The organism is Bradyrhizobium sp. HKCCYLR20261 (assembly GCF_051168435.1).
In the GTDB taxonomy this organism is placed as follows: Bacteria; Pseudomonadota; Alphaproteobacteria; order Rhizobiales; family Xanthobacteraceae; genus Bradyrhizobium.
On record NZ_JBNPUZ010000011.1, the window covers coordinates 132403 to 151985 of the forward strand.

At 66.4% G+C, this 19583-nt stretch carries 17 protein-coding genes; 9 read left to right on the forward strand and 8 right to left on the reverse strand.

The window, feature by feature from the left end:
* Positions 1-69: 69 nt before the first annotated feature.
* From ACQR1L_RS23800 to ACQR1L_RS23835, 8 genes are all read left to right on the forward strand, one after another.
* The gene (locus ACQR1L_RS23800; RefSeq protein WP_434860417.1) at positions 70-687 is read left to right on the forward strand and encodes a nicotinate-nucleotide adenylyltransferase; all 618 of its coding nucleotides are present in this window, start codon (positions 70-72) and stop codon (positions 685-687) included.
* A 366-nt stretch (positions 688-1053) separates the two neighbouring features.
* The gene (gene rsfS / locus ACQR1L_RS23805; protein WP_306577791.1) at positions 1054-1380 is read left to right on the forward strand and encodes a ribosome silencing factor; all 327 of its coding nucleotides are present in this window, start codon (positions 1054-1056) and stop codon (positions 1378-1380) included.
* Positions 1381-1436: 56 nt separating this feature from the next.
* The gene (gene rlmH / locus ACQR1L_RS23810; RefSeq protein ID WP_434860355.1) at positions 1437-1919 is read left to right on the forward strand and encodes a 23S rRNA (pseudouridine(1915)-N(3))-methyltransferase RlmH; all 483 of its coding nucleotides are present in this window, start codon (positions 1437-1439) and stop codon (positions 1917-1919) included.
* A gap of 32 nt (positions 1920-1951) precedes the next feature.
* Positions 1952-3325, forward strand: coding sequence for a murein hydrolase activator EnvC family protein (locus ACQR1L_RS23815; RefSeq protein WP_434860356.1), 1374 nt, complete (start codon positions 1952-1954; stop codon positions 3323-3325).
* Positions 3322-4668, forward strand: a complete 1347-nt coding sequence (locus ACQR1L_RS23820) for a S41 family peptidase (RefSeq protein ID WP_434860357.1) — start codon at positions 3322-3324, stop codon at positions 4666-4668. The genes ACQR1L_RS23815 and ACQR1L_RS23820 overlap by 4 nt, the downstream gene beginning before the upstream one ends.
* A 175-nt stretch (positions 4669-4843) precedes the next feature.
* Positions 4844-6055: a divergent polysaccharide deacetylase family protein gene (locus ACQR1L_RS23825; RefSeq protein ID WP_434860358.1), complete on the forward strand. Its 1212-nt coding sequence runs from the start codon at positions 4844-4846 to the stop codon at positions 6053-6055.
* Positions 6056-6136: 81 nt separating this feature from the next.
* The gene (locus ACQR1L_RS23830; protein ID WP_434860359.1) at positions 6137-6643 is read left to right on the forward strand and encodes an RNA pyrophosphohydrolase; all 507 of its coding nucleotides are present in this window, start codon (positions 6137-6139) and stop codon (positions 6641-6643) included.
* Between the two features lie 139 nt (positions 6644-6782).
* Positions 6783-7283, forward strand: coding sequence for an RNA pyrophosphohydrolase (locus tag ACQR1L_RS23835; RefSeq protein ID WP_434860360.1), 501 nt, complete (start codon positions 6783-6785; stop codon positions 7281-7283).
* A gap of 544 nt (positions 7284-7827) precedes the next feature.
* Here the strand turns inward: ACQR1L_RS23835 and ACQR1L_RS23840 are convergent.
* From ACQR1L_RS23840 to ACQR1L_RS23865, 6 genes are all read right to left on the reverse strand, one after another.
* Entirely contained in the window at positions 7828-9519 is a 1692-nt protein-coding gene (locus ACQR1L_RS23840; protein WP_434860361.1) for an adenylate/guanylate cyclase domain-containing protein, read from the reverse strand.
* A gap of 165 nt (positions 9520-9684) precedes the next feature.
* Entirely contained in the window at positions 9685-10092 is a 408-nt protein-coding gene (locus ACQR1L_RS23845; protein ID WP_434860362.1) for a F0F1 ATP synthase subunit epsilon, read from the reverse strand.
* 90 nt (positions 10093-10182) lie between these two features.
* Positions 10183-11625 (reverse strand): F0F1 ATP synthase subunit beta, encoded by a 1443-nt coding sequence (gene atpD, locus ACQR1L_RS23850; RefSeq protein ID WP_434860363.1) that lies wholly within the window; start codon positions 11623-11625, stop codon positions 10183-10185.
* An 89-nt stretch (positions 11626-11714) separates the two neighbouring features.
* On the reverse strand, positions 11715-12593 hold the full coding sequence (locus ACQR1L_RS23855; protein WP_434860364.1) for a F0F1 ATP synthase subunit gamma: 879 nt from the start codon (positions 12591-12593) through the stop codon (positions 11715-11717).
* Between the two features lie 155 nt (positions 12594-12748).
* A complete protein-coding gene (gene atpA, locus ACQR1L_RS23860) occupies positions 12749-14278 on the reverse strand; it encodes a F0F1 ATP synthase subunit alpha (protein ID WP_434860365.1) in 1530 nt (509 codons plus the stop codon).
* A complete protein-coding gene (locus ACQR1L_RS23865; RefSeq protein ID WP_434860418.1) occupies positions 14278-14838 on the reverse strand; it encodes a F0F1 ATP synthase subunit delta in 561 nt (186 codons plus the stop codon). The genes atpA and ACQR1L_RS23865 overlap by 1 nt, the downstream gene beginning before the upstream one ends.
* 654 nt (positions 14839-15492) lie before the next feature.
* On the opposite strand from ACQR1L_RS23865, the gene ACQR1L_RS23870 reads away from it, so the two are divergent.
* Entirely contained in the window at positions 15493-16041 is a 549-nt protein-coding gene (locus ACQR1L_RS23870; RefSeq protein WP_434860366.1) for a septal ring lytic transglycosylase RlpA family protein, read from the forward strand.
* A 219-nt stretch (positions 16042-16260) separates the two neighbouring features.
* On the opposite strand, the gene ACQR1L_RS23875 is transcribed toward ACQR1L_RS23870, so the two are convergent.
* The gene (locus ACQR1L_RS23875; RefSeq protein ID WP_434860367.1) at positions 16261-17241 is read right to left on the reverse strand and encodes a hypothetical protein; all 981 of its coding nucleotides are present in this window, start codon (positions 17239-17241) and stop codon (positions 16261-16263) included.
* Positions 17242-17289: 48 nt separating this feature from the next.
* Positions 17290-19500: a primosomal protein N' gene (locus ACQR1L_RS23880; protein ID WP_434860368.1), complete on the reverse strand. Its 2211-nt coding sequence runs from the start codon at positions 19498-19500 to the stop codon at positions 17290-17292.
* Positions 19501-19583 lie beyond the last annotated feature (83 nt).

Consider the following 19583-nt stretch of genomic DNA (forward strand, 5'->3'; position numbering starts at 1 on the left):
CGACAGCCTGTGGTTGAGTTGCGGGAGTAGCAGGCGGTGACAGACGTGACCGACGACACCGCCCTGCGCATGGCGATCCGCCAGGCGCTACCGCCGTCCAGCGACGGCATGCGCATCGGCCTGCTCGGGGGCTCGTTCAATCCGCCGCACCAGGCGCATCGCGCGATCAGCCTGTTTGCGCTCAAACGGCTGCAGCTCGACCGCGTGTGGTGGCTGGTGACCCCCGGCAATCCGCTCAAGGACGTCAGCGGGCTGCATGCGCTGGCCGAGCGGGCCGCTGCGGCGCGCAAGGTGGCCGCCGATCCGCGCATCGAGATCAGCTGTCTCGAATCCGTCATCGGCACCCGCTACACTGCCGACACGATCGATTATCTGCGCCGGCGCGCGTCGCGTCTGCGCTTCGTGTGGATCATGGGCGCCGACAATCTCGCGCAGTTCCATCGCTGGCAGAAATGGCAGCACATCGCGGCCCAGGTGCCGATTGCCGTGGTCGATCGGCCGCCCCGCAGCTTCCGCGCCCTGAACGCGCCCGCCGCCCGCGCGCTCGCGCGGTATCGCATTCCGGAGGCGCAGGCGAGCCAGCTCGCGGGCCGATCCGCCCCCGCCTGGGTCTATCTGACCGGACTGAAGATGAGCCTGTCGTCCACCGGACTGAGGAACCCGGATGGCAGTTGGAAGTCGTTCTGAGAGACGCGGCACGGGCGGGGTCTTCACGGCACCGGATGTGCATGGCGTAAGCGACCCGTCGCGGTCCGAGACGGGAGGATGCTGGATGGCCGGACCAGAACACCGGGGGGACTGGATTGTTGAAACCATTCACCCCACATGCCTAGTATGGTCTGCAGGCCGTGATGGATTCGGCCTGCGATACAGTGAAAGGAATGGTCCCTGACCACATCTGTATTGTCCAAGTCGGCCTTACCCAAGACGAAGGCAACGAGTTCGAAATCGGCTTCTGCCAAATCTGTTGCCAAGTCTGCGCGTAACGCTTCGACCCAAGATGCGGCCTTGCAGGCGCACCCCGACGCCGACAAGCCTGACGCAGACAAGACTCTGCGCACGATCCTCTCCCGCCTCGAGGACATGAAGGCGGAGGAGACGGTCACCATCGACCTGCACGGCAAATCGGCGTACTCCGACTACATGGTCATCACCACGGGTCGCTCGAACCGGCACGTCGGATCGATCGCGGAAAACGTCGCCAAAGGCCTGAAGGAAGCCGGAGCCAAGAAGCTCCACGTCGAGGGCTTGCCCAATTGCGATTGGGTGCTGATCGATTCCGGCGACGTGATCGTGCACGTGTTCAGGCCCGAGGTCCGTGAGTTCTACAACCTGGAGCGGTTGTGGACGCAGGGGCCGAACCCGGCCAAGACGGTCTAGCCGGCCGGCCGCGGCGAACGGTGCGAATCGCAACGCGCACGTGCTAGGGCGTGCGCATGCGCCTGATCGTGGTCGCCATCGGCCGGTTGAAGCAGGGTCCGGAGCGGGAGCTCGCGGAGCGCTACCGCGAGCGTTTCGACGACATCGGCCGCAAGCTCGGCTTCCGCGGCCTCGACATCCATGAAATCCCGGAAAGCCGCGCGCGCGACGCCGCGACCCGCATGGCCGAGGAAGCCGCCGCGATCGGCGCCGCCATTCCCGACAAGGCCGTGCTCGTTTGCCTGGATGAGCGTGGACAGAACATCGACAGCACAACTTTTGCGGGCCATCTCGGACGCTGGCGCGACGAGGGCATTCCCGCCGCGGCCTTCGTCATCGGCGGCGCCGACGGACTTTCGCCTGAATTCCGGCGCAGAGCCAAGCTCGGGGTCGCGTTCGGCGCTGCGACCTGGCCGCACCAGATCGTCCGCGTCCTGCTGCTCGAGCAGATTTACCGTACTGCTACGATCCTGGCCGGCCACCCCTATCACCGCGCTTGAATCAGGGACGCCGGGAGCACAATAAGGATTCGATGTTCGCCGCGCGGCCCCCCTCTCGCTCCTCGACAACCGGCCGCCGCCGCCGGGCGCGCCACGCGTCGCTGATCGCGCTGCTGATGATCCTTCCGATCGCACCGGCTGCGGCGCAGACCGGACTTCGGCCGTCCATCGGCGGGACCGCGTCGCCAACGCCACCGCCCACGCCCGAACAGCTCAAGCAGCGCGAGCAGGAGCTGGAAGCCGCCCGTGCCGCCCAGAAGGCGGCCGCCGAGGCCCAGGATCGCCTGAAGGCCGATATCGCCGCGCTCGGCGAGGACCGTGGCAAACTCAATCAGCAGCTGATCGACGTCGCGGCGCAGGTGCGCACGGTGGAGACCCGGGTCGGCGAGGCTGAAATCCGGCTGCGCGGCCTCGACGGCCGTGAGCAGGATCTGCGCAATTCCCTGGAGGCGCGGCGGACGGAGATCATCGAGGTGCTGGCCGCGCTGCAGCGCGCCGGCCGGCGGTCGCCGCCTGCCCTGCTCGTCCGCCCCGAGGATGCGCTGCAGTCGCTGCGCACCGCCATGCTGCTCGGCGCTGTCGTTCCGGAAATGCGCAGCCGGGCCGAGAAGCTCTCCACCGATCTCGGCGAACTCGTCGCGATCCGCAAGACCATCGCCTCCGAGCGCGACAAGCTCGCAGGGGACCGCGACAAGCTGCGCACCGATCAGACGCGCCTCGCCGCCCTGGTCGAGGAGCGCCAGCGCAAGCAGGCGTCCGCCGAGAAGGACATGGAGGCCGAAAGCGCCCGCGCCGCGGTGCTGGCGCAGCAGATCGATTCGCTGCAGGGCCTGATCACGACGATGGAGCTCGATCTCAAGAGCGCCGCCAAGGCGGCGTCGACGGCGAGCCTGCAGGGCGTTCCGGTCAACAGCAAGCCCGACGCAAATGCGCTGCGCAATCCCGGACGCAAGGCGCCGGCGATCGCCTTCGCATCCAGCAAGGGCATGCTCGCTTTCCCCGTCAACGGCACCAAGATTCGCGAATTCGGCGCGTCTGACGGCGCCGGCGGCTCGGATAAAGGCATTTCCTTGTCAACCCGTCCGGGCGCCCAGGTCACAACCCCGTGTGATGGCTGGGTTGTTTATGCCGGCCCCTTCCGCAGCTACGGACAACTCTTGATCCTTAACGCGGGTGGCGGGTATCATGTCTTGATCGCCGGGATGGAGCGCATTTCCGTCAACATCGGGCAGTTTGTTCAGACGGGAGAGCCGGTCGCGACAATGGGGTCCACCTCCCAGGTCGCCTCCATTCTCGCAACGAATGCGAGTCAACCAGTGCTCTATGTCGAGTTCCGCAAGGACGGCACTCCAATCGATCCAGGCCCATGGTGGGCCGCAAATGAAGGCGAAAAGGTACGCGGATGATGCGTAAGACTTCGGTAATTCTCCTGAGCGCGGCCACCGGTGCGGCATTGACCTTGTTCGCGACCCAGCCGCGCGCAGTGTTGATGGGATCGACCGCGCGCGCTGCGACCGCCGATACCTATCGCCAGCTCAACCTGTTCGGCGACGTGTTCGAGCGGGTGCGCAGTGACTACGTCGAGAAGCCCGACGATTCGAAGCTGGTCGAATCGGCGATCAGCGGCATGCTGTCCGGCCTCGATCCGCATTCGAGCTACATGGATGCCAAGAGCTTCCGTGACATGCAGGTGCAGACCCGCGGCGAGTTCGGCGGCCTCGGCATCGAGGTCACCATGGAGGACGGCCTGATCAAGGTGGTGTCGCCGATCGACGATACCCCGGCCTCGAAGGCCGGCATCCAGGCCAACGACATCATCACGAATCTCGACGACGAAGCCGTGCAGGGCCTGACCCTCAACCAGGCGGTCGAGAAGATGCGCGGCCCGGTCGGCACCAAGATCAAGCTGAAGGTCGTGCGCAAGGGCGCCGACAATCCGCTCGACGTCACGCTGACCCGCGACAACATCCGCGTCCGCTCGGTGCGCTCGCGCATCGAATCCGACGACATCGCCTATATCCGCATCACCACCTTCAACGAGCAGACCACCGAAGGCTTGAAGAAGAGCGTCGCGGACCTGCAGAACCAGATCGGCGACAAGCTCAAGGGCTATGTCATCGACCTTCGCAACAACCCGGGCGGCCTGCTCGAGGAAGCCGTGACCGTGTCGGATGCGTTCCTGGAGCGCGGCGAGATCGTCTCGACTCGCGGCCGCAATGCCGAGGAAACGCAGCGCCGCTCGGCGCATGCCGGCGACCTCACCAAGGGCAAGCCGGTCATCGTGCTGATCAACGGCGGCTCGGCCTCGGCCTCCGAGATCGTGGCCGGCGCGCTGCAGGACCACAAGCGCGCGACCCTGGTCGGCACGCGCTCGTTCGGCAAGGGCTCTGTGCAGACCATCATTCCGCTCGGCGCCGGCAACGGCGCGCTGCGCCTGACCACCGCGCGCTACTACACGCCGTCGGGCAAGTCGATCCAGGCCAAGGGCATCGTGCCGGATATCGAGGTGCTGCAGGATGTGCCGGAGGAGCTGAAGTCCCGCACCGACACCAAGGGTGAGGCTTCGCTGCGCGGCCACCTCAAGAACGACGGCGACGAGAAGACCGGCTCGCAGTCCTACGTTCCGCCGGATGCCAAGGACGACAAGGCGCTCAAGCTCGCCGCCGACCTGCTGCACGGCATCAAGAACAGCGCCAACACGCCGGCACCGACCGAGAAGGCCGCGGCCGACAAGCCAAAAGCCAACTGATCGCGGCCAACTGATCGGCCAACGCGACATTCGACGGGAAGGGCGGCTCCACGGCCGCCCTTCTCTTTTGTGCCGTTTCTGCACGCCGCTCCGCCGATCTACGGGCTTGCGGACACGGCCCCTGCGTCCGAATCTTCGCCGTGGTATCGTCGGCCCGATTGATTCGGGAATTTCGATGACAGAGACGGCCGATGAGCTGAGCGCCCCGCTCGGGCAGACGGAGAAGCGTCGCAGGCGCCGCATTCGGCTTCCCTTTACAGGCCTGCAGGCGCTCGCCGTGCTGCTCGGCCTGTTCCTGGTCGTCTTCGCCGGCTTTGCGCTGTTTGGCGACAATCCGCTCGGCGGCGAACCGGTCGTCAGGGTCGCGATCAACGAGGGCGCCAAGCCGGACGACAAGGCAGCCGCCAAACCCGAGACCAAGCCGGATGCGAAGGCCGAGCCTGGCGCGGCACCGGCGACCAAGGCGGATGGCGGCGAGCGCAAGACCGTCACCATCATCGATGGCTCCAGCGGGGCACGCCAGGAGGTCGCGATCGGTGGCAGCGACACTGCCGAGCCGGGCGCAGCGACGCCTTCGGCAGCCATGATCGGGGTCGATCCGCGACTCCTGGAGAAAACCCGCTACGGCATGATCCCGGTGATGGTTGACGGGCTGAAGCCGTTCACGGCCTATGCCGCCGACGCTGACCGGGCCAAGGCGGCCCGCATGCCCTCGGTCGCGATCGTGATCGGCGGCCTCGGCGTGGGCGCCGCCAAGACGGTCGATGCCATCATGAAGCTGCCGCCGGCGGTGACCCTGGCCTTCACGCCCTACGGCGCCGATCCGACCAAGCTCGCCGAGCGCGCCCGCGCGCAGCGTCACGAGATCCTGCTTCAGGTGCCGATGGAGCCCTACGACTATCCCGACAACGACCCGGGCCCGCAGACGCTGCTCGCGACGCTCGGACCGGACCAGAACATTGATCGCCTGTTCTGGCACATGAGCCGGCTGCAGGGATATGTCGGGATCGGCAATTTCATGGGCGCGCGGTTCGTCGCCACCGAGGCCGCGATGCAGCCGATCGTGAGCGAGGCCGCCAAGCGGGGACTGGCGCTGTTCGACGACGGCGCGGCGCCGCGCAGCGTGGCCGGCTCGCTGGCCGCCGGCCGGGCGATGCCGTTTGCCAAGGGCGACGTCACCATCGACGCCGTGCCGACGCCGGTCGAGATCGACAACGCGCTGGCCAAGCTGGAGAGTCTGGCCAAGGAGCGCGGCGTCGCCGTCGGGACGGCCTCGGCCCTGCCGGTCTCGATCGACCGCATCGGAACGTGGATCAAGGGTCTGGAGCGCAAGGGCATTCTGCTGGTGCCATTGACAACGGCGATGCTGAAATCAAAATCGAATTGAACGCGCTTTCGCTGCTGCTGCGGCGACGCGAGCGCGGGGTCTGCGCGACGACGCCAGGCTCCGCAGGAAGGCCGAGACGGAATGACGCGCTACGAGGACCTGCCCTACCGCACCTGCGTCGGCATCACGCTGATCAACACGAAGGGGCTGGTCTTCATCGGTCGCCGCGCGGGCGGGATCGAGCATGTCGACGACACCCATGTCTGGCAGATGCCCCAGGGCGGCGTCGATCCCGGCGAGGATGCCTGGGAAGCGGCCAAGCGCGAGCTCTATGAGGAGACCAGCGTCCGCTCCGTCGAGAAGCTCGCCGAGATCGACGACTGGCTGACCTACGATATTCCGCGCACGGTGGCGGGCCGCGCCTGGAAGGGCCGCTATCGCGGCCAGCGCCAGAAATGGTTTGCCCTGCGCTTCACCGGAGCCGATTCCGAGATCGACGTGGAGCGCCCGGGCGGCGGCCATCACAAGGCCGAGTTCATCACCTGGCGGTGGGAGCCGATGCATAACCTCCCCGCATTGATCGTGCCGTTCAAGCGACCGGTCTATGAGCGAGTGGTGAAGGAATTCGCGACATTGGCAGGCGACTGAGCCGGCCCCTGGAGATCGACGACGACGCGGGCCTTGAAACCGTGTCATACGCTTGCACTGCAGAAAATCTCTGCAGATCCGTCGCGACAACGCCGTCACCATGCGTTGCCATGGCGGACGATGGTCCACGGATGCGAGCATGACTGAAACCAGACCCTATCGTCCCAACGTCGGCATCGCGCTGCTCAATGCCGAAGGCCTCGTTTTCCTCGGACGCCGCTTTCGCGACGATGGGCCGGAGATCGTGCTGCCCGGCCTGGAATGGCAGATGCCGCAGGGCGGCGTCGATCCCGGCGAGGACCTGCAGGCCGCCGCGCGGCGCGAGCTGTGGGAGGAGACCGGCATCCGCGACGCCGACATCCTCGCCGAGACCGACTGGCTGACTTACGAATTTCCGCCGTTCGAGGATCCCAACCACCGCCTCGCCGGCTTCCGCGGCCAGCGCCAGAAATGGTTCGCCATGCGCTTCACCGGCAGCGAGAGCGACATCGACCCGGTGACGCCGCGCAACGGCATGCCGGCCGAGTTCGACGCCTGGCGCTGGGAGAAGCTGGCGCGCGTGCCGGAGCTGGTGGTGCCGTTCCGCCGCGAGGTGTACCGCGCCGTGGCGCAGGCGTTTGCGCATCTGGCTAGAGCCTGATGTGTTTCGACGGAATCGCATCATGGCCTCCCGATCGTGTCTGTTACCGCAGCGCACACTTCGAGGTCAGCCCCGCTGTCACCCTCCCCTGGAGGGGGAGGGTCGGTCGCGCGCGAAGCGGGCGACCGGGGTGGGGTGAAGCCGCGGAAACCGGTGCAAGTGGAGAGATCACCCCACCCCGGCTCACCTGCGCTTCGCGCATCTGAGCCGACCCTCCCCCTCCAGGGGAGGGTGAGACTGAGATCGCGGCGTCTCCCATCCCCGTCCTCGGGGTGTTGGCGATTGGGGCATGACGCGTTTCCACGTCATCGCATCCTGCTCTAGCTAAGGCTGTCGATTGATCGTTCCTTGGCTGAGGAGCGCAGGCTCTCTCCATACGTCATTCCGGGGCGCGCGCAGCGCGAGCCCGGAATCCATCGCCACAAGCCCTTATGAGGCGCGAGACGGATGTGGCGCTTGTCGTGGAGACGACTTCCGCTCGTGGTTATGGATTCCGGGCTCATCGCTGCGCGATGCCCCGGAATGACGGCGGGAAGAGTCCCGCCTAATTATCTTCCACCGTGAACGGGCCGATCGCGATGATGCGGCAGTCGCTGTCGCGGGTGGCGCAGTCGGCCAGCGCGCCGCCGATCGCGGTTTCCTCGCGGTCGCCGTTGAGGCCGTAGCCGGGGTGACCGGCGGTGCCGACCGCGATGGCGTTCCAGCCGGACGTTGCGGCGGCGAGGCGTCGCGCGACCTCGTCGCGGGACTCGGCCGCAATCGCCGTATGGCTGGCAGCGTGGAAGAAGCCGGTCGCCTTCATCACCGCCGGCACCGGCACCACGAAGGCATCATCGAGCGCGACGATCAGGCACGCCGTGCCGGCCTGCGCGCCGCAGGCTTCGAGATTGCGCCGGACCACGTCGTCCACGAGGTCGCCGCCGACGCTGTAGAAGAACTGGCCGCCGGGCCCGAGCGCGATCGCCTTGGTGCGCCGCGCGGCCGTGTAGTTCGCCTCCAGGCGGGCGCGTCCGGTGTCGCGCACCAGCGGCATCTCCGCCGCGCTGAACGCACGCTCCGTGGCGGGATCGTGCCGCACCCAGGGCAGCGGCGGCAGCGGCGGCTTGCTGTGCGCGTAGACGACGCTGTCGCCGACCGCATAGAGCTCGCATTTGCGCGGGCCGTTCGACGTTTCGGCGCGCTGGTGACACTGCTCCAGCGCCGCCGTCTTGGCGGCCTCTTCGCTCGCCTGTCCGGTGACGTAGGCGCTGACGCCGTTGATCGTGGTCGCGAACGCCTTGTAGCCCTGGGCCGGCGCGTAGTCGCGCGCCAGGGCGATGCGGGTGCGCTCGCTGACGAACGGCACGGCATCGGCGGCGAACTTTTCCACCGCCACGACGGGGCCGGCTTGAGACGATTGTTGCGGCTGGGGCGAAGGCGTGGCCTGCGCGCTGCTCGGCGAGGCCGACGGCTCCGGCGATGGCGACGCGGAGGCTGACGGTTGCCCGGATGATGTCGGCGTCGCCGACAGCCGCGACAGCGCCTCGGCCGCGGCTTTGGCCGCATCGCGCTGCGCGGGCTTCGGATCGCGGTGATCGAGGTAGAGCGCGGTGCCGACGCCAACGGCCACCATCAGCACCACGACGGCGACACCGGCCTGAAGCAGGCGCTTGCCGAATGACCCGGGCGCGCTCTTGTCCTTCAGCGGCGCGTAGGTGCCGTCCTCGCGGCGCATCGCGACGCGATAGGCGTGCACCGGCGTCGGGATGTTCTTGACCTCGCGCGCGCCCATGTCGGCGAACTGCACCGAGAGCTTGTTGGCGACCTGCTCATGCACTGCGCGCGAGATGCAGATGCCGCCGACATCGGCGAGCCCTTCGAGACGTGCGGCGATGTTGACGCCGTCGCCGAGCAGATCGCCGTCGCGTTCGACGACGTCGCCGATGGTGATGCCGATGCGGTAGCTCATCTGCCGGTTCGGCGGGAACGCCATGTTGCGCGTGCGCAGGCTCTCCTGGATGTCGATCGCGCAGCGGACGGCCTCGACGGCGCTCGGAAACTCCGCGAGAACGGCATCGCCGGCGGTGTTGAAGATGCGGCCGCCGGCGCGGGCGATGAAGTCGTCGACGACCTCGCGATAGGCCGCGAGACGCCGCAGCGTCTCCTCTTCATCCTCGGCAACGAGGCGCGAATAGCCGGCGATATCGGCGGCGAAAATCGCCGCGATCTTGCGCTTCAAGACGATCTGCCCTGCCATCTCACCACGCTCATCCGAACGGCCGCGAGAATGCCGCCGGATCGGCGGCCGCGCAACCGGCTTCCCTTGAAGTAGTCATCCGTGGCTGCGGCGCGTTCGAGCCCGCAGACGAAAATGGCCGGGCAAAGCCCGGCCATGAACATTCGTTCAGATGTCGCTGATCGATCAGTGCAACGCCGTCGAGTTGAGCTGCTGCTGGATCGTCTTGAAGTGATCGAGCCGCTCGATCGCGCGATCGAGCTCGTTGCCCTGCTTCTCGTTCAGCTTCGCTTCCATGCCCGAGATTTCGGCCGCGAATGCGGTGTGGTCCAGCTCCTTCAGCGACGTCGCGACGTCGGCGAGGATGGTGAGACCCTTCTCGGAGATCTCGGCGAGGCCGCCGAGCACGATGATCTTCTGCTGCGTTCCGCCCGTGGTCACCGTCAGAATGCCCGGACGCAAAGTGGCGACGAACGGCGCGTGGCCGGCGAGGACGCCGAAATCACCCTGCTCGCCGGGAACGTCGACCTGGTCGACCTCGCCCGAGAAGGCGATCTTTTCCGGCGAAACGAGATCGAAGTGGAAAGTTGCCATGAGAGAACCTGCTGATAGCGAGTGGCGAAGTGCGAGCTAGGAAGGGAGCAGCGAATAGTCCTGTTCGCTACTCCCCCATTCGCCAGTCGCTTAGGCCGCCTCGGCGGCCAGCTTCTTGCCCTTCTCGACCGCCTCTTCGATGGTGCCGACCATGTAGAAGGCAGCCTCCGGCAGGTGGTCGTACTTGCCTTCCACCAGGCCCTTGAAGCCCTTGATGGTGTCGGCGAGCTCGACGAACTTGCCCGGCGATCCCGTGAAGATTTCGGCGACGTGGAACGGCTGCGACATGAAGCGCTCGACCTTGCGGGCGCGCGCCACGGTCAGCTTGTCCTCTTCCGAGAGCTCGTCCATGCCCAGGATGGCGATGATGTCCTGCAGCGCCTTGTAGCGCTGGAGCACCTGCTGCACCTGGCGGGCGACCGCGTAGTGCTCCTCGCCGACGACCAGCGGGGAGAGCATGCGCGAGGTGGAGTCGAGCGGGTCGACCGCCGGATAGATGCCCTTTTCAGCGATCGAGCGCGACAGCGTCGTGGTCGCGTCCAAGTGGGCGAAGGAGGTCGCCGGCGCCGGGTCGGTCAAGTCGTCGGCCGGCACGTAGATGGCCTGCACCGAGGTGATCGAGCCCTTGGTGGTGGTGGTGATGCGCTCCTGCAGCGCGCCCATGTCGGTGGCGAGCGTCGGCTGATAACCCACGGCCGAAGGAATACGGCCGAGCAGCGCCGACACTTCCGAGCCGGCCTGGGTGAAGCGGAAGATGTTGTCGACGAAGAACAGCACGTCCTGGCCCTTGTCGCGGAAGTCTTCCGCGATGGTCAGACCGGTGAGCGCGACGCGGGCGCGGGCGCCCGGCGGCTCATTCATCTGGCCGAACACCAGCGCGCACTTCGACTTGACGCTCGGATCCGGATTGTGCGGATCGGCGTTGACCTTGGATTCGATGAACTCGTGATAGAGGTCGTTGCCCTCGCGGGTACGCTCACCCACGCCGGCGAACACCGAGTAGCCGCCGTGCGCCTTGGCGACGTTGTTGATCAGCTCCTGAATCAGCACGGTCTTGCCGACGCCGGCGCCGCCGAACAGGCCGATCTTGCCGCCCTTGGCGTAGGGAGCGAGGAGGTCGACGACCTTGATGCCGGTGACGAGGATCTCGGCCTCGGTCGACTGGTCGGTGTAGCTCGGCGCTTCCTGGTGGATGGCGCGGACGTTGTCGGCCTTGACAGGGCCGGCTTCGTCGATCGGCTCGCCAATGACGTTGATGATGCGGCCGAGCGTGCCTTCGCCGACGGGAACGCGGATCGGAGCGCCGGTGTCGGTCACTTCCTGGCCGCGGACCAGACCTTCGGTCGTGTCCATCGCGATCGCGCGCACGGTGGACTCACCGAGATGCTGCGCGACCTCGAGCACGAGGCGGTTGCCGCCGTTCTTCGTTTCCAGCGAGTTGAGAATTGCGGGCAGGTGACCTTCGAACTGAACGTCGACGACAGCGCCGATCACCTGGGTGACGCGACCGATCTGGTTGGCTGCGGTAGCCATCTCATCTCTCTCCTTACGATCCGAATTTCAGGCGCAGTCCTTTGGACCGCGGATATTGAACGTGTTGGCTTCCAGCGGGCGCGGCGCGGTTAGACCGCCTCGGCACCCGAAATGATTTCGATCAGTTCCTTGGTGATCATCGCCTGACGCGTGCGGTTGTAGACCAGCGTCTGCTTGCGGATCATCTCGCCGGCGTTGCGGGTGGCGTTGTCCATCGCCGACATCTGCGCGCCGTAGAACGAGGCGTTGTTCTCGAGCAGCGCGCGGAAGATCTGGACGCCGACGTTGCGCGGTAGCAGCGCGGACAGGATCTCGTCCTCCTCCGGCTCGTACTCGTAGAGCGCGACCGGCGCGGCGTTGGCGGCGGGCGCCTCGACCACCAGCGGAATGATCTGCTGTGCGGTCGGGATCTGCGCGATCACCGACTTGAAGCGCGAATAGAACAGGGTGCAGACGTCGAACTCGCCGGCGTCGAAGCGGGAGATCACCTGCTTGGCGATCTCCTCGGCGTTGACGAAGCCGATCTGGCGCACCGAGCGCAGGTCGACATGGGCGATGATCTGTTTCTCGAACTGGCGGCGGAGCTGCTCATAGCCCTTGCGGCCGACGCAGAAGAACTTCACTTCCTTGCCCTGGTTCATCAGGGCCAGCGCGCGCTCGCGCGCCAAGCGCACGATCGACGAGTTGAACGCGCCGGACAGGCCGCGCTCGCCGGTGCAGACCAGCAGCAGGTGGACCTGATCACGACCGGTGCCGGCCAGCAGCTTCGAGCTCGCCGGCGAGCCGGCGGAGGCTGCCGCGATATTCGAGATGACAGCGTCCATCTTCTCGGCATAGGGACGCGCCGCCTCGGCCGCCAGCTGCGCGCGGCGCAGCTTGGAGGCCGCGACCATCTGCATGGCCTTGGTGATCTTCTGCGTCGCCTTGGTCGAGGCGATGCGGACGCGCATATCTTTCAGTGACGCCATGGCTCGTTAGCTCACCCCGGCGGCCCGCCCTCATAGGACTTGGCCGCTCAACCCATCAAAATCCTAAGCGCCAGGCCGTGTGCCTGGCGTGACGTCTTGGTCCACGTCGAAAAGACGTGGGTGGCCGGTCGCCCGGCCACCGCCTCCTGATCCAATCAGGAGAAGGTCTTGGCGAAGCCTTCGACCGCAGCCTTCAGCTTGGCCGCGCTGTCGTCGGACAGATCGCGCGTGTCGCGGATCGTGTTCAGGAGATCAGCGTGCTTGCCGCGCAGCAGCGACAGCAGGCCGTCCTCGAACGAACGAACCTTGTTCAGCGGCAGACCGTCGAGATAGCCATTGGTGCCGGCCCAGATCACGCAGACCTGCTCTTCCATCTTCAGCGGCGAGAACTGCGGCTGCTTCAGGAGCTCGGTCAGGCGCGAACCGCGGTTCAACAGGCGCTGGGTGGCGGCGTCGAGGTCCGAGCCGAACTGCGCGAAGGCTGCCATTTCGCGGTACTGCGCCAGCTCGCCCTTGATCTTGCCGGCGACCTTCTTCATCGCCTTCGTCTGCGCCGACGAGCCGACGCGCGACACCGACAGGCCGACGTTCACGGCGGGGCGGATGCCCTGGAAGAACAGGTCGGTCTCCAGGAAGATCTGGCCGTCGGTGATCGAGATGACGTTGGTCGGGATGTAGGCCGACACGTCGTTGGCCTGGGTTTCGATGACCGGCAGGGCGGTCAGCGAACCGGCACCCTGGGTCTCGTTCAGCTTGGCGGCGCGCTCGAGCAGGCGGGAGTGCAGGTAGAACACGTCGCCGGGATAGGCTTCGCGGCCCGGCGGACGGCGCAGCAGCAGCGACATCTGGCGGTAGGCGACGGCCTGCTTGGAGAGATCGTCATAGATGATGACGGCGTGCATGCCGTTGTCGCGGAAGTACTCGCCCATGGTGCAGCCGGTGAACGGCGCGAGGTACTGCATCGGGGCCGGATCGGACGCGGTTGCGGCGACCACGATCGAGTATTCGAGCGCGCCCTGCTCTTCCAGCACCTTCACGAACTGGGCGACGGTCGAACGCTTCTGACCGACGGCCACGTAGACGCAATACAGCTTGATCTTCTCGTCAGGCTGGGCGTTGAGCGGCTTCTGGTTCAGGATGGTGTCGAGCGCGATCGCGGTCTTGCCGGTCTGACGGTCGCCGATGATCAGCTCGCGCTGGCCGCGGCCGATCGGGATCAGGGCGTCGATCGCCTTCAGGCCGGTGGCCATCGGCTCGTTCACCGACTTGCGCGGAATGATGCCAGGCGCCTTGACGTCGACGCGCTTGCGCTCGGCGAACTGGATCGGGCCCTTGCCGTCGATCGGGTTGCCGAGAGCGTCCACGACGCGACCGAGCAGGCCCTTGCCGACCGGCGCGTCCACGATGGCGCGGGTGCGCTTGACGGTCTGGCCTTCCTTGATCTCGCGGTCGGCGCCGAAGATGACGACGCCGACGTTGTCGGTCTCGAGGTTCAGCGCCATGCCGCGGGTGCCGTTCTCGAACTCGACCATTTCACCGGCCTGGACGTTGTCGAGACCGTAGACGCGGGCGATACCGTCACCGACGGACAGCACCTGTCCGACTTCGGTGACTTCGGCTTCCTGCCCGAAATTCTTGATCTGGTCCTTGAGGATCGCGGAAATTTCCGCGGCGCGGATGTCCATCAGCCTGCCTCTTTCATCGCGTGCTTGATCGAGTTGAGTTTGGTGCGAAGCGAACTGTCGATCATCCGGCTGCCGAGCTTGACGACGAGCCCGCCGATGATCGCTGGATCCACTTTCACGTTGAGCGCAACGTCCTTGCCGGTCACCGTCTTCAGTGAGGCCTTCAAGGCGTCGAGATTCTTGTCCGAGAGCGGCTCTGCGACGGTGACGTCGGCCGTGGCCTCACCCTTGTACTTGGCGACCAGCGCGTTGAAGGCGCGGATCACGTCGGCGACTGCGAACAGGCGGCGGTTGGTGGTCAGCACCCGCAGGACGTTCGCGGCGACGCCGCCGATACCGGCCTTGTCGAGCACGGCATTGAGCGCCTTGAGCTGCGTGTCCGCGCCGAACACCGGGCTGCGGACAAGACGCTTCAGGTCGGCGCTCTCGTCGAGAAGGGCATTGAACTTGTCGAGATCGGCCTTGACCGCATCGACGGACTTTTCGTCACGGGCCAGCTCAAACAGGGCCGTCGCATAACGACCGGACACACCGGACACGGAGGGATCTTCAGCAGCCACAGGCGCGCTCTTTATATAAGTGCCCAACCCACAAGAGGGAAACCGGCGCACCGCTGCGGTGCAAACCAGTTAAGCCCTTGGAATTCAAGCAGGACTTTGATTTTCGATCGCCGCGGGAGCGGCTTGATCACGAAAAGCGGCGCTTTGCTAACATAGCGTACGCGCAGCCGCAACAAGCGGTGGCCCGCTATTCGGCACGTTGTTGCCGCGGCGCAAGCGCACGGCGCGAGCGGGGTATTGGGTCCCCCTCGCGGGGGCCAGCGGGACCCGACCGCGATACCGATTTCCCTGAACCCTGTTCCAACTGTTGCTGCATGGCCGCTATGCCGGTTTGGCCTTGCATGGTGCTCGGGTAGAGGCGCGGCCAGTCGGGCCGCTTCCGCCGGGATTACTTGTCAAGGGGCTATCAAACTCAATGAGAACTTAACTCAACAGTAATCCGAAGTATTAATTGCTTAATGAAGTGTTAATTGACCTGATTACGGAATTTTCCGTGATGAAGAACGTAGGTCTCAAGATAATTCGAGACGAACGGAACAATTTCTACTGCCCCATTCGTGCCTCATTGCGCCATCAAACGGCGCGCGCCTCAATACCTGACGGGGGTCCACTGGCTGCAGAAGGCAGCAATACTGTTTCGAGGGACTGATCTAGATGCTGAAACTGAAGAACCTCTCGGCTGGCAAGATTGCCGGCTCGCGTACCGCGCTCGCCGTTGCCGTCACGCTGATCGTCGGTGGCACCGCGACAGAAGCCTCGGCCCGCTCCAGGCATCACCATCATCACGCGCGACACCACCATCATCATCACGCGCGCCAGGCCGCTCAGCCCGCGGCAGATTCCTTTTCGAACGGCTGGTCGAACAACAACTCGTCCTGGATGAATTCCAACGCCTCCGTGGCGCCGACCTCCGGCACCGGCCGCACCTTCTCGGGCATGGCGTCCTACTACGGCAACGAGTCCGGCAGCCGCACCGCCTCCGGCCAGCGCATGAACGCCAATGCCATGACCTGCGCCCACCGCTCGCTGCCGTTCGGCACCAAGCTGCGCGTCACCCATGGCGGCAACAGCGTCATCGTGACCGTCAATGATCGTGGCCCCTTCATCCGCGGCCGTGTGCTCGACCTCTCGACCGGCGCCGCCCGTGCCATCGGCCTGACCCGCTCCGGCGTCGGCCGCGTCACCGCCGAGGTCGTGTCGTAAGCCAGCAGGACCTCGTCCCCTTCCTTCGACACGGCTGACGGACACGGCACCTTGTCTCAAGATGCAGTCTGAACCTCGGTGCGCTGAGAGGACGTCGAGCTGCTCCCAATGGGACGCGATGGCGAGCCGTCGCGTCCCATTGAATGCCTGATCGTCCCGGTCCCTGGCGTTCGCATTCATCGCGCTCACCGTGCCGGGCGCGCGTCCGCCGACCGATCGCTATCCGCGCGGTGCGCTTGCCGGGAAAGACAATTCGGGAGGCGCTGGAACGAGCCGGCCATCGCCACCGCGAAAGCGAACCTTTCCATTCCACTTCGCCTCCAAGGCCGCGACCAGATCGCGGGCCAGCTCCGGCCAATCGTGGCCACCACGCGGGTCGTAGATCACGACTCCGACACCTCGGTTGCTGGGAGGCAGATGAGCGGTGTGCCAGATCTGCTCATTGACCGAGATCACCCGACCGTCCTCGGCACAGAGCGACAAAGAGAGCGTATCCACGGTCGAAGCCTGACTTAGGCTGAGGTCCAGGAACGACATCTGTCGCAACTGGCCGAACTGCTCCAGGAGTTTCGCGAGATCGCGCCAATCCGTCTGCGCGATATCGAGATCGATATTGATGACGGCGCTGACCGAGCGCTGACCGTCGCGAAAGACATTGTGACAGGAACGGTCCGCCAAGAGGATCGGGAGTGCCGCAACCGATCCCGACGCGGCGATGGCCAGCAGCGCAAGCGCAAGACCGAGACGAGACCTGAGCCTGGCCTGCGCATCAACCGGGATCAATCCGCAACCGCGCAACGTCGACCAGAAGATCAGGCCGCCGATCGCGCCCAGCACGGCAAGACCCGCCAGCAGTTCGACATATGAAATCCAGCCCGCCAATGTCGGAATGCCGTCGACCTCCTGGACGACACCATCCGCCGAACTGAAGCCGCGGCGGGATGGATTGAACGGCCAGGTCAGGATGCCGACCGGAAGCATCCCGATCAACGCCGCGCCGGCGACGGCAGTCCACAAACCATCCCACCGCTTCCTGCGATAAAGCAGTGCAGCCGGCACGCCGAGAATGAGCGCGTGACCGAATGAAACGGCGAAGGCCAGCGGCAACATCTGGGTCGCCTTGCCTGAGATGGCCGCGACCAGCGCCGCGGGCGCCAGAGCAGCGAGAAGGAAGGCAGCGATCCATGGCAGCACGCGCATGTGTCGAGATTGCCGGCCGCGCGCCCAGACTTCAATACCGCGGAGCGATCAAAGAAAGCTCTGCGGGTCGACGTCGACCTCGAGCTTGAGATTGCCCTTGGGCTTCTCGGCATGCGCCAGCCAGTGGCGTAAGTAATCTGACAGATCGAAATTGCGCGCCGATTTGAGCAGCAGCCGGAAACGGTAGCGGCCCTTGATCACGGCCAGCGGTGCCTCGGCCGGGCCGAGCAGCAGCACGCCCTCCTCTTTCGGCGCCGAGGCCACCAGCCGGCGGGCGAAGCCTTCCGCCGTGGGCCTGTCCCCCGCCGAAATGATCAGGCTCGCCAGCCGGCCGAACGGCGGATAACCGGTGCGTTCGCGCGCCTCGATCTCGCTGGTGTAGAACGCCTCGCGGTCGCAGGCGATCAGCGCCTTCATGACAGGATGCTCGGGCTGGTGGGTCTGCAGATAGCCACGGCCCCGGCCCTGCTCGCGGCCGGCGCGGCCGATCACCTGGTTGAGGAGCTGCCAGGTGCGCTCGGCGGCGCGGGGATCGCCATTGCCGAGGCCGAGATCGGCGTCGACCACGCCGACCAGATTGAGCCGCGGGAAGTTGTGGCCCTTGGCGACGAGCTGGGTGCCGATGATCAGATCGACCTTGCCTTCCGCGATCTCGGTCAGCTCGGCGCGCATGGTCTCGATCGAGGTGATCAGGTCGCTCGACAGCACCATGCTGCGCGCGTCTGGAAACAGCGCCGCCGCCTCCTCCTGCAGCCGCTCGACGCCGGGACCGACGGCGACCAGCGACTCCTCGGCCGCGCAGTGCGGACAGGTCGGCGGCCTCGCCATCGAGAACCCGCAGTGATGGCAGACCAGCCGCTGGCGGAAGCGGTGATCGACCAGCCAGGCGTCGCAGATCGTGCAGGCGAAGCGGTGGCCGCAGGCACGGCACAGGGTCAGCGGCGCATAGCCGCGGCGGTTCAGGAACAGCAGCGCCTGCTCGCCGCGCTCGATCGCGGTGCGGATATGGCCCGCCAGTCGCGGCGAGATGTAGCGGCCGCGCGGCGGCGGCTCGCGGCGCAGGTCAATGGCTTCGATATGCGGCATGTGCTGGCCGCCGAAGCGCGACGGCAGCGCCACGCGCTGGTAGCGGCCCTTGCGGGCATTGACCTCGGTCTCGACCGAGGGCGTGGCGGAGGCCAGCACGACCGGGAATTTGGCGATGTGGCCGCGCACAACGGCCATGTCGCGGGCGTGGTAATGCGCGCCCTCGTCCTGCTTGTAGGCCTGGTCGTGCTCCTCATCGACAACCACGAGGCCGAGATCGGCATAGGGCAGAAACAGCGCCGAGCGCGCGCCGACCACGACCGGCGCCTCGCCGGCGGCGATCGCCGCCCAGTTGCGCTGGCGCGTGCGCGGCGTCAGCTCGGAATGCCATTCCAGCGGGCGGACGCCGAAGCGGCGCGAGAAACGATCGAGGAATTGCCCGGTGAGCGCGATCTCCGGCATCAGGATCAACGACTGGCGGCCGCGGCGGACGGTCTCGGCGACGGCCTCGAAATACACCTCGGTCTTGCCGGAGCCGGTGACGCCGTCGAGCAGCGCGACCTGGAAGCCGCCATTGGCAGCCAGTTCGCGCATCGCCTCGACGCCGACGAGCTGGGCATCGAAAAACTCCGGTTGGGCGAAGGACGGGTCGGGCGTCGGAGGCGGCAATGCGCGCGGCATCGCCTCGACCGTCAGCGTGCCCTCGTCGACCAGGCCGTCGATCACGCTGCCGGACACGCCGATCTCGCGGACGAGGTCGGACTTGCCGTGCAGCAGGCCATCCGACACCGCCTCAATCACGCGCCGGCGCGCCGGCGTCATCCGCTTCGGCGGCTCGCCGACCAGGCGGACGCCGAGCCGGACACGTTCGGGCCCGAGATGTTCGCCCATGCGCAAGGCCATCCGCAGCACCATGCCGCGCGGCGACAGCGTGTAATTGGCGACCCAGTCGACCAGCGACCGCAGCTCGGGCTTGAGCGGCGGCACGTCGAGCTTCTCGCTGACGTCCTTGAGCCGGTTGTGCAGCCGCGGATCGGGATTGGCGTTCTCCGCCCACACCACCGCCAGAACCTCGCGCGGGCCCAGCGGCACGCCGACGACATCGCCCGGCTTCAGCGCCATCCCGCGCGGCACACGGTACGAATAGGTGTGATCGAGCGCGACCGGAACCAGCACGTCGACCACGCCGGCCGTGCTGGTCGCACCTGGAAAGAGATCGGTCGGGCGGTTCATGAGGGCGGACATAGCCTTGCGGAGGCGGAAGCGAAAGCCGCCCGGCAAAGTTAGCGAACGGTAAAGGTCGACGATGCGATATA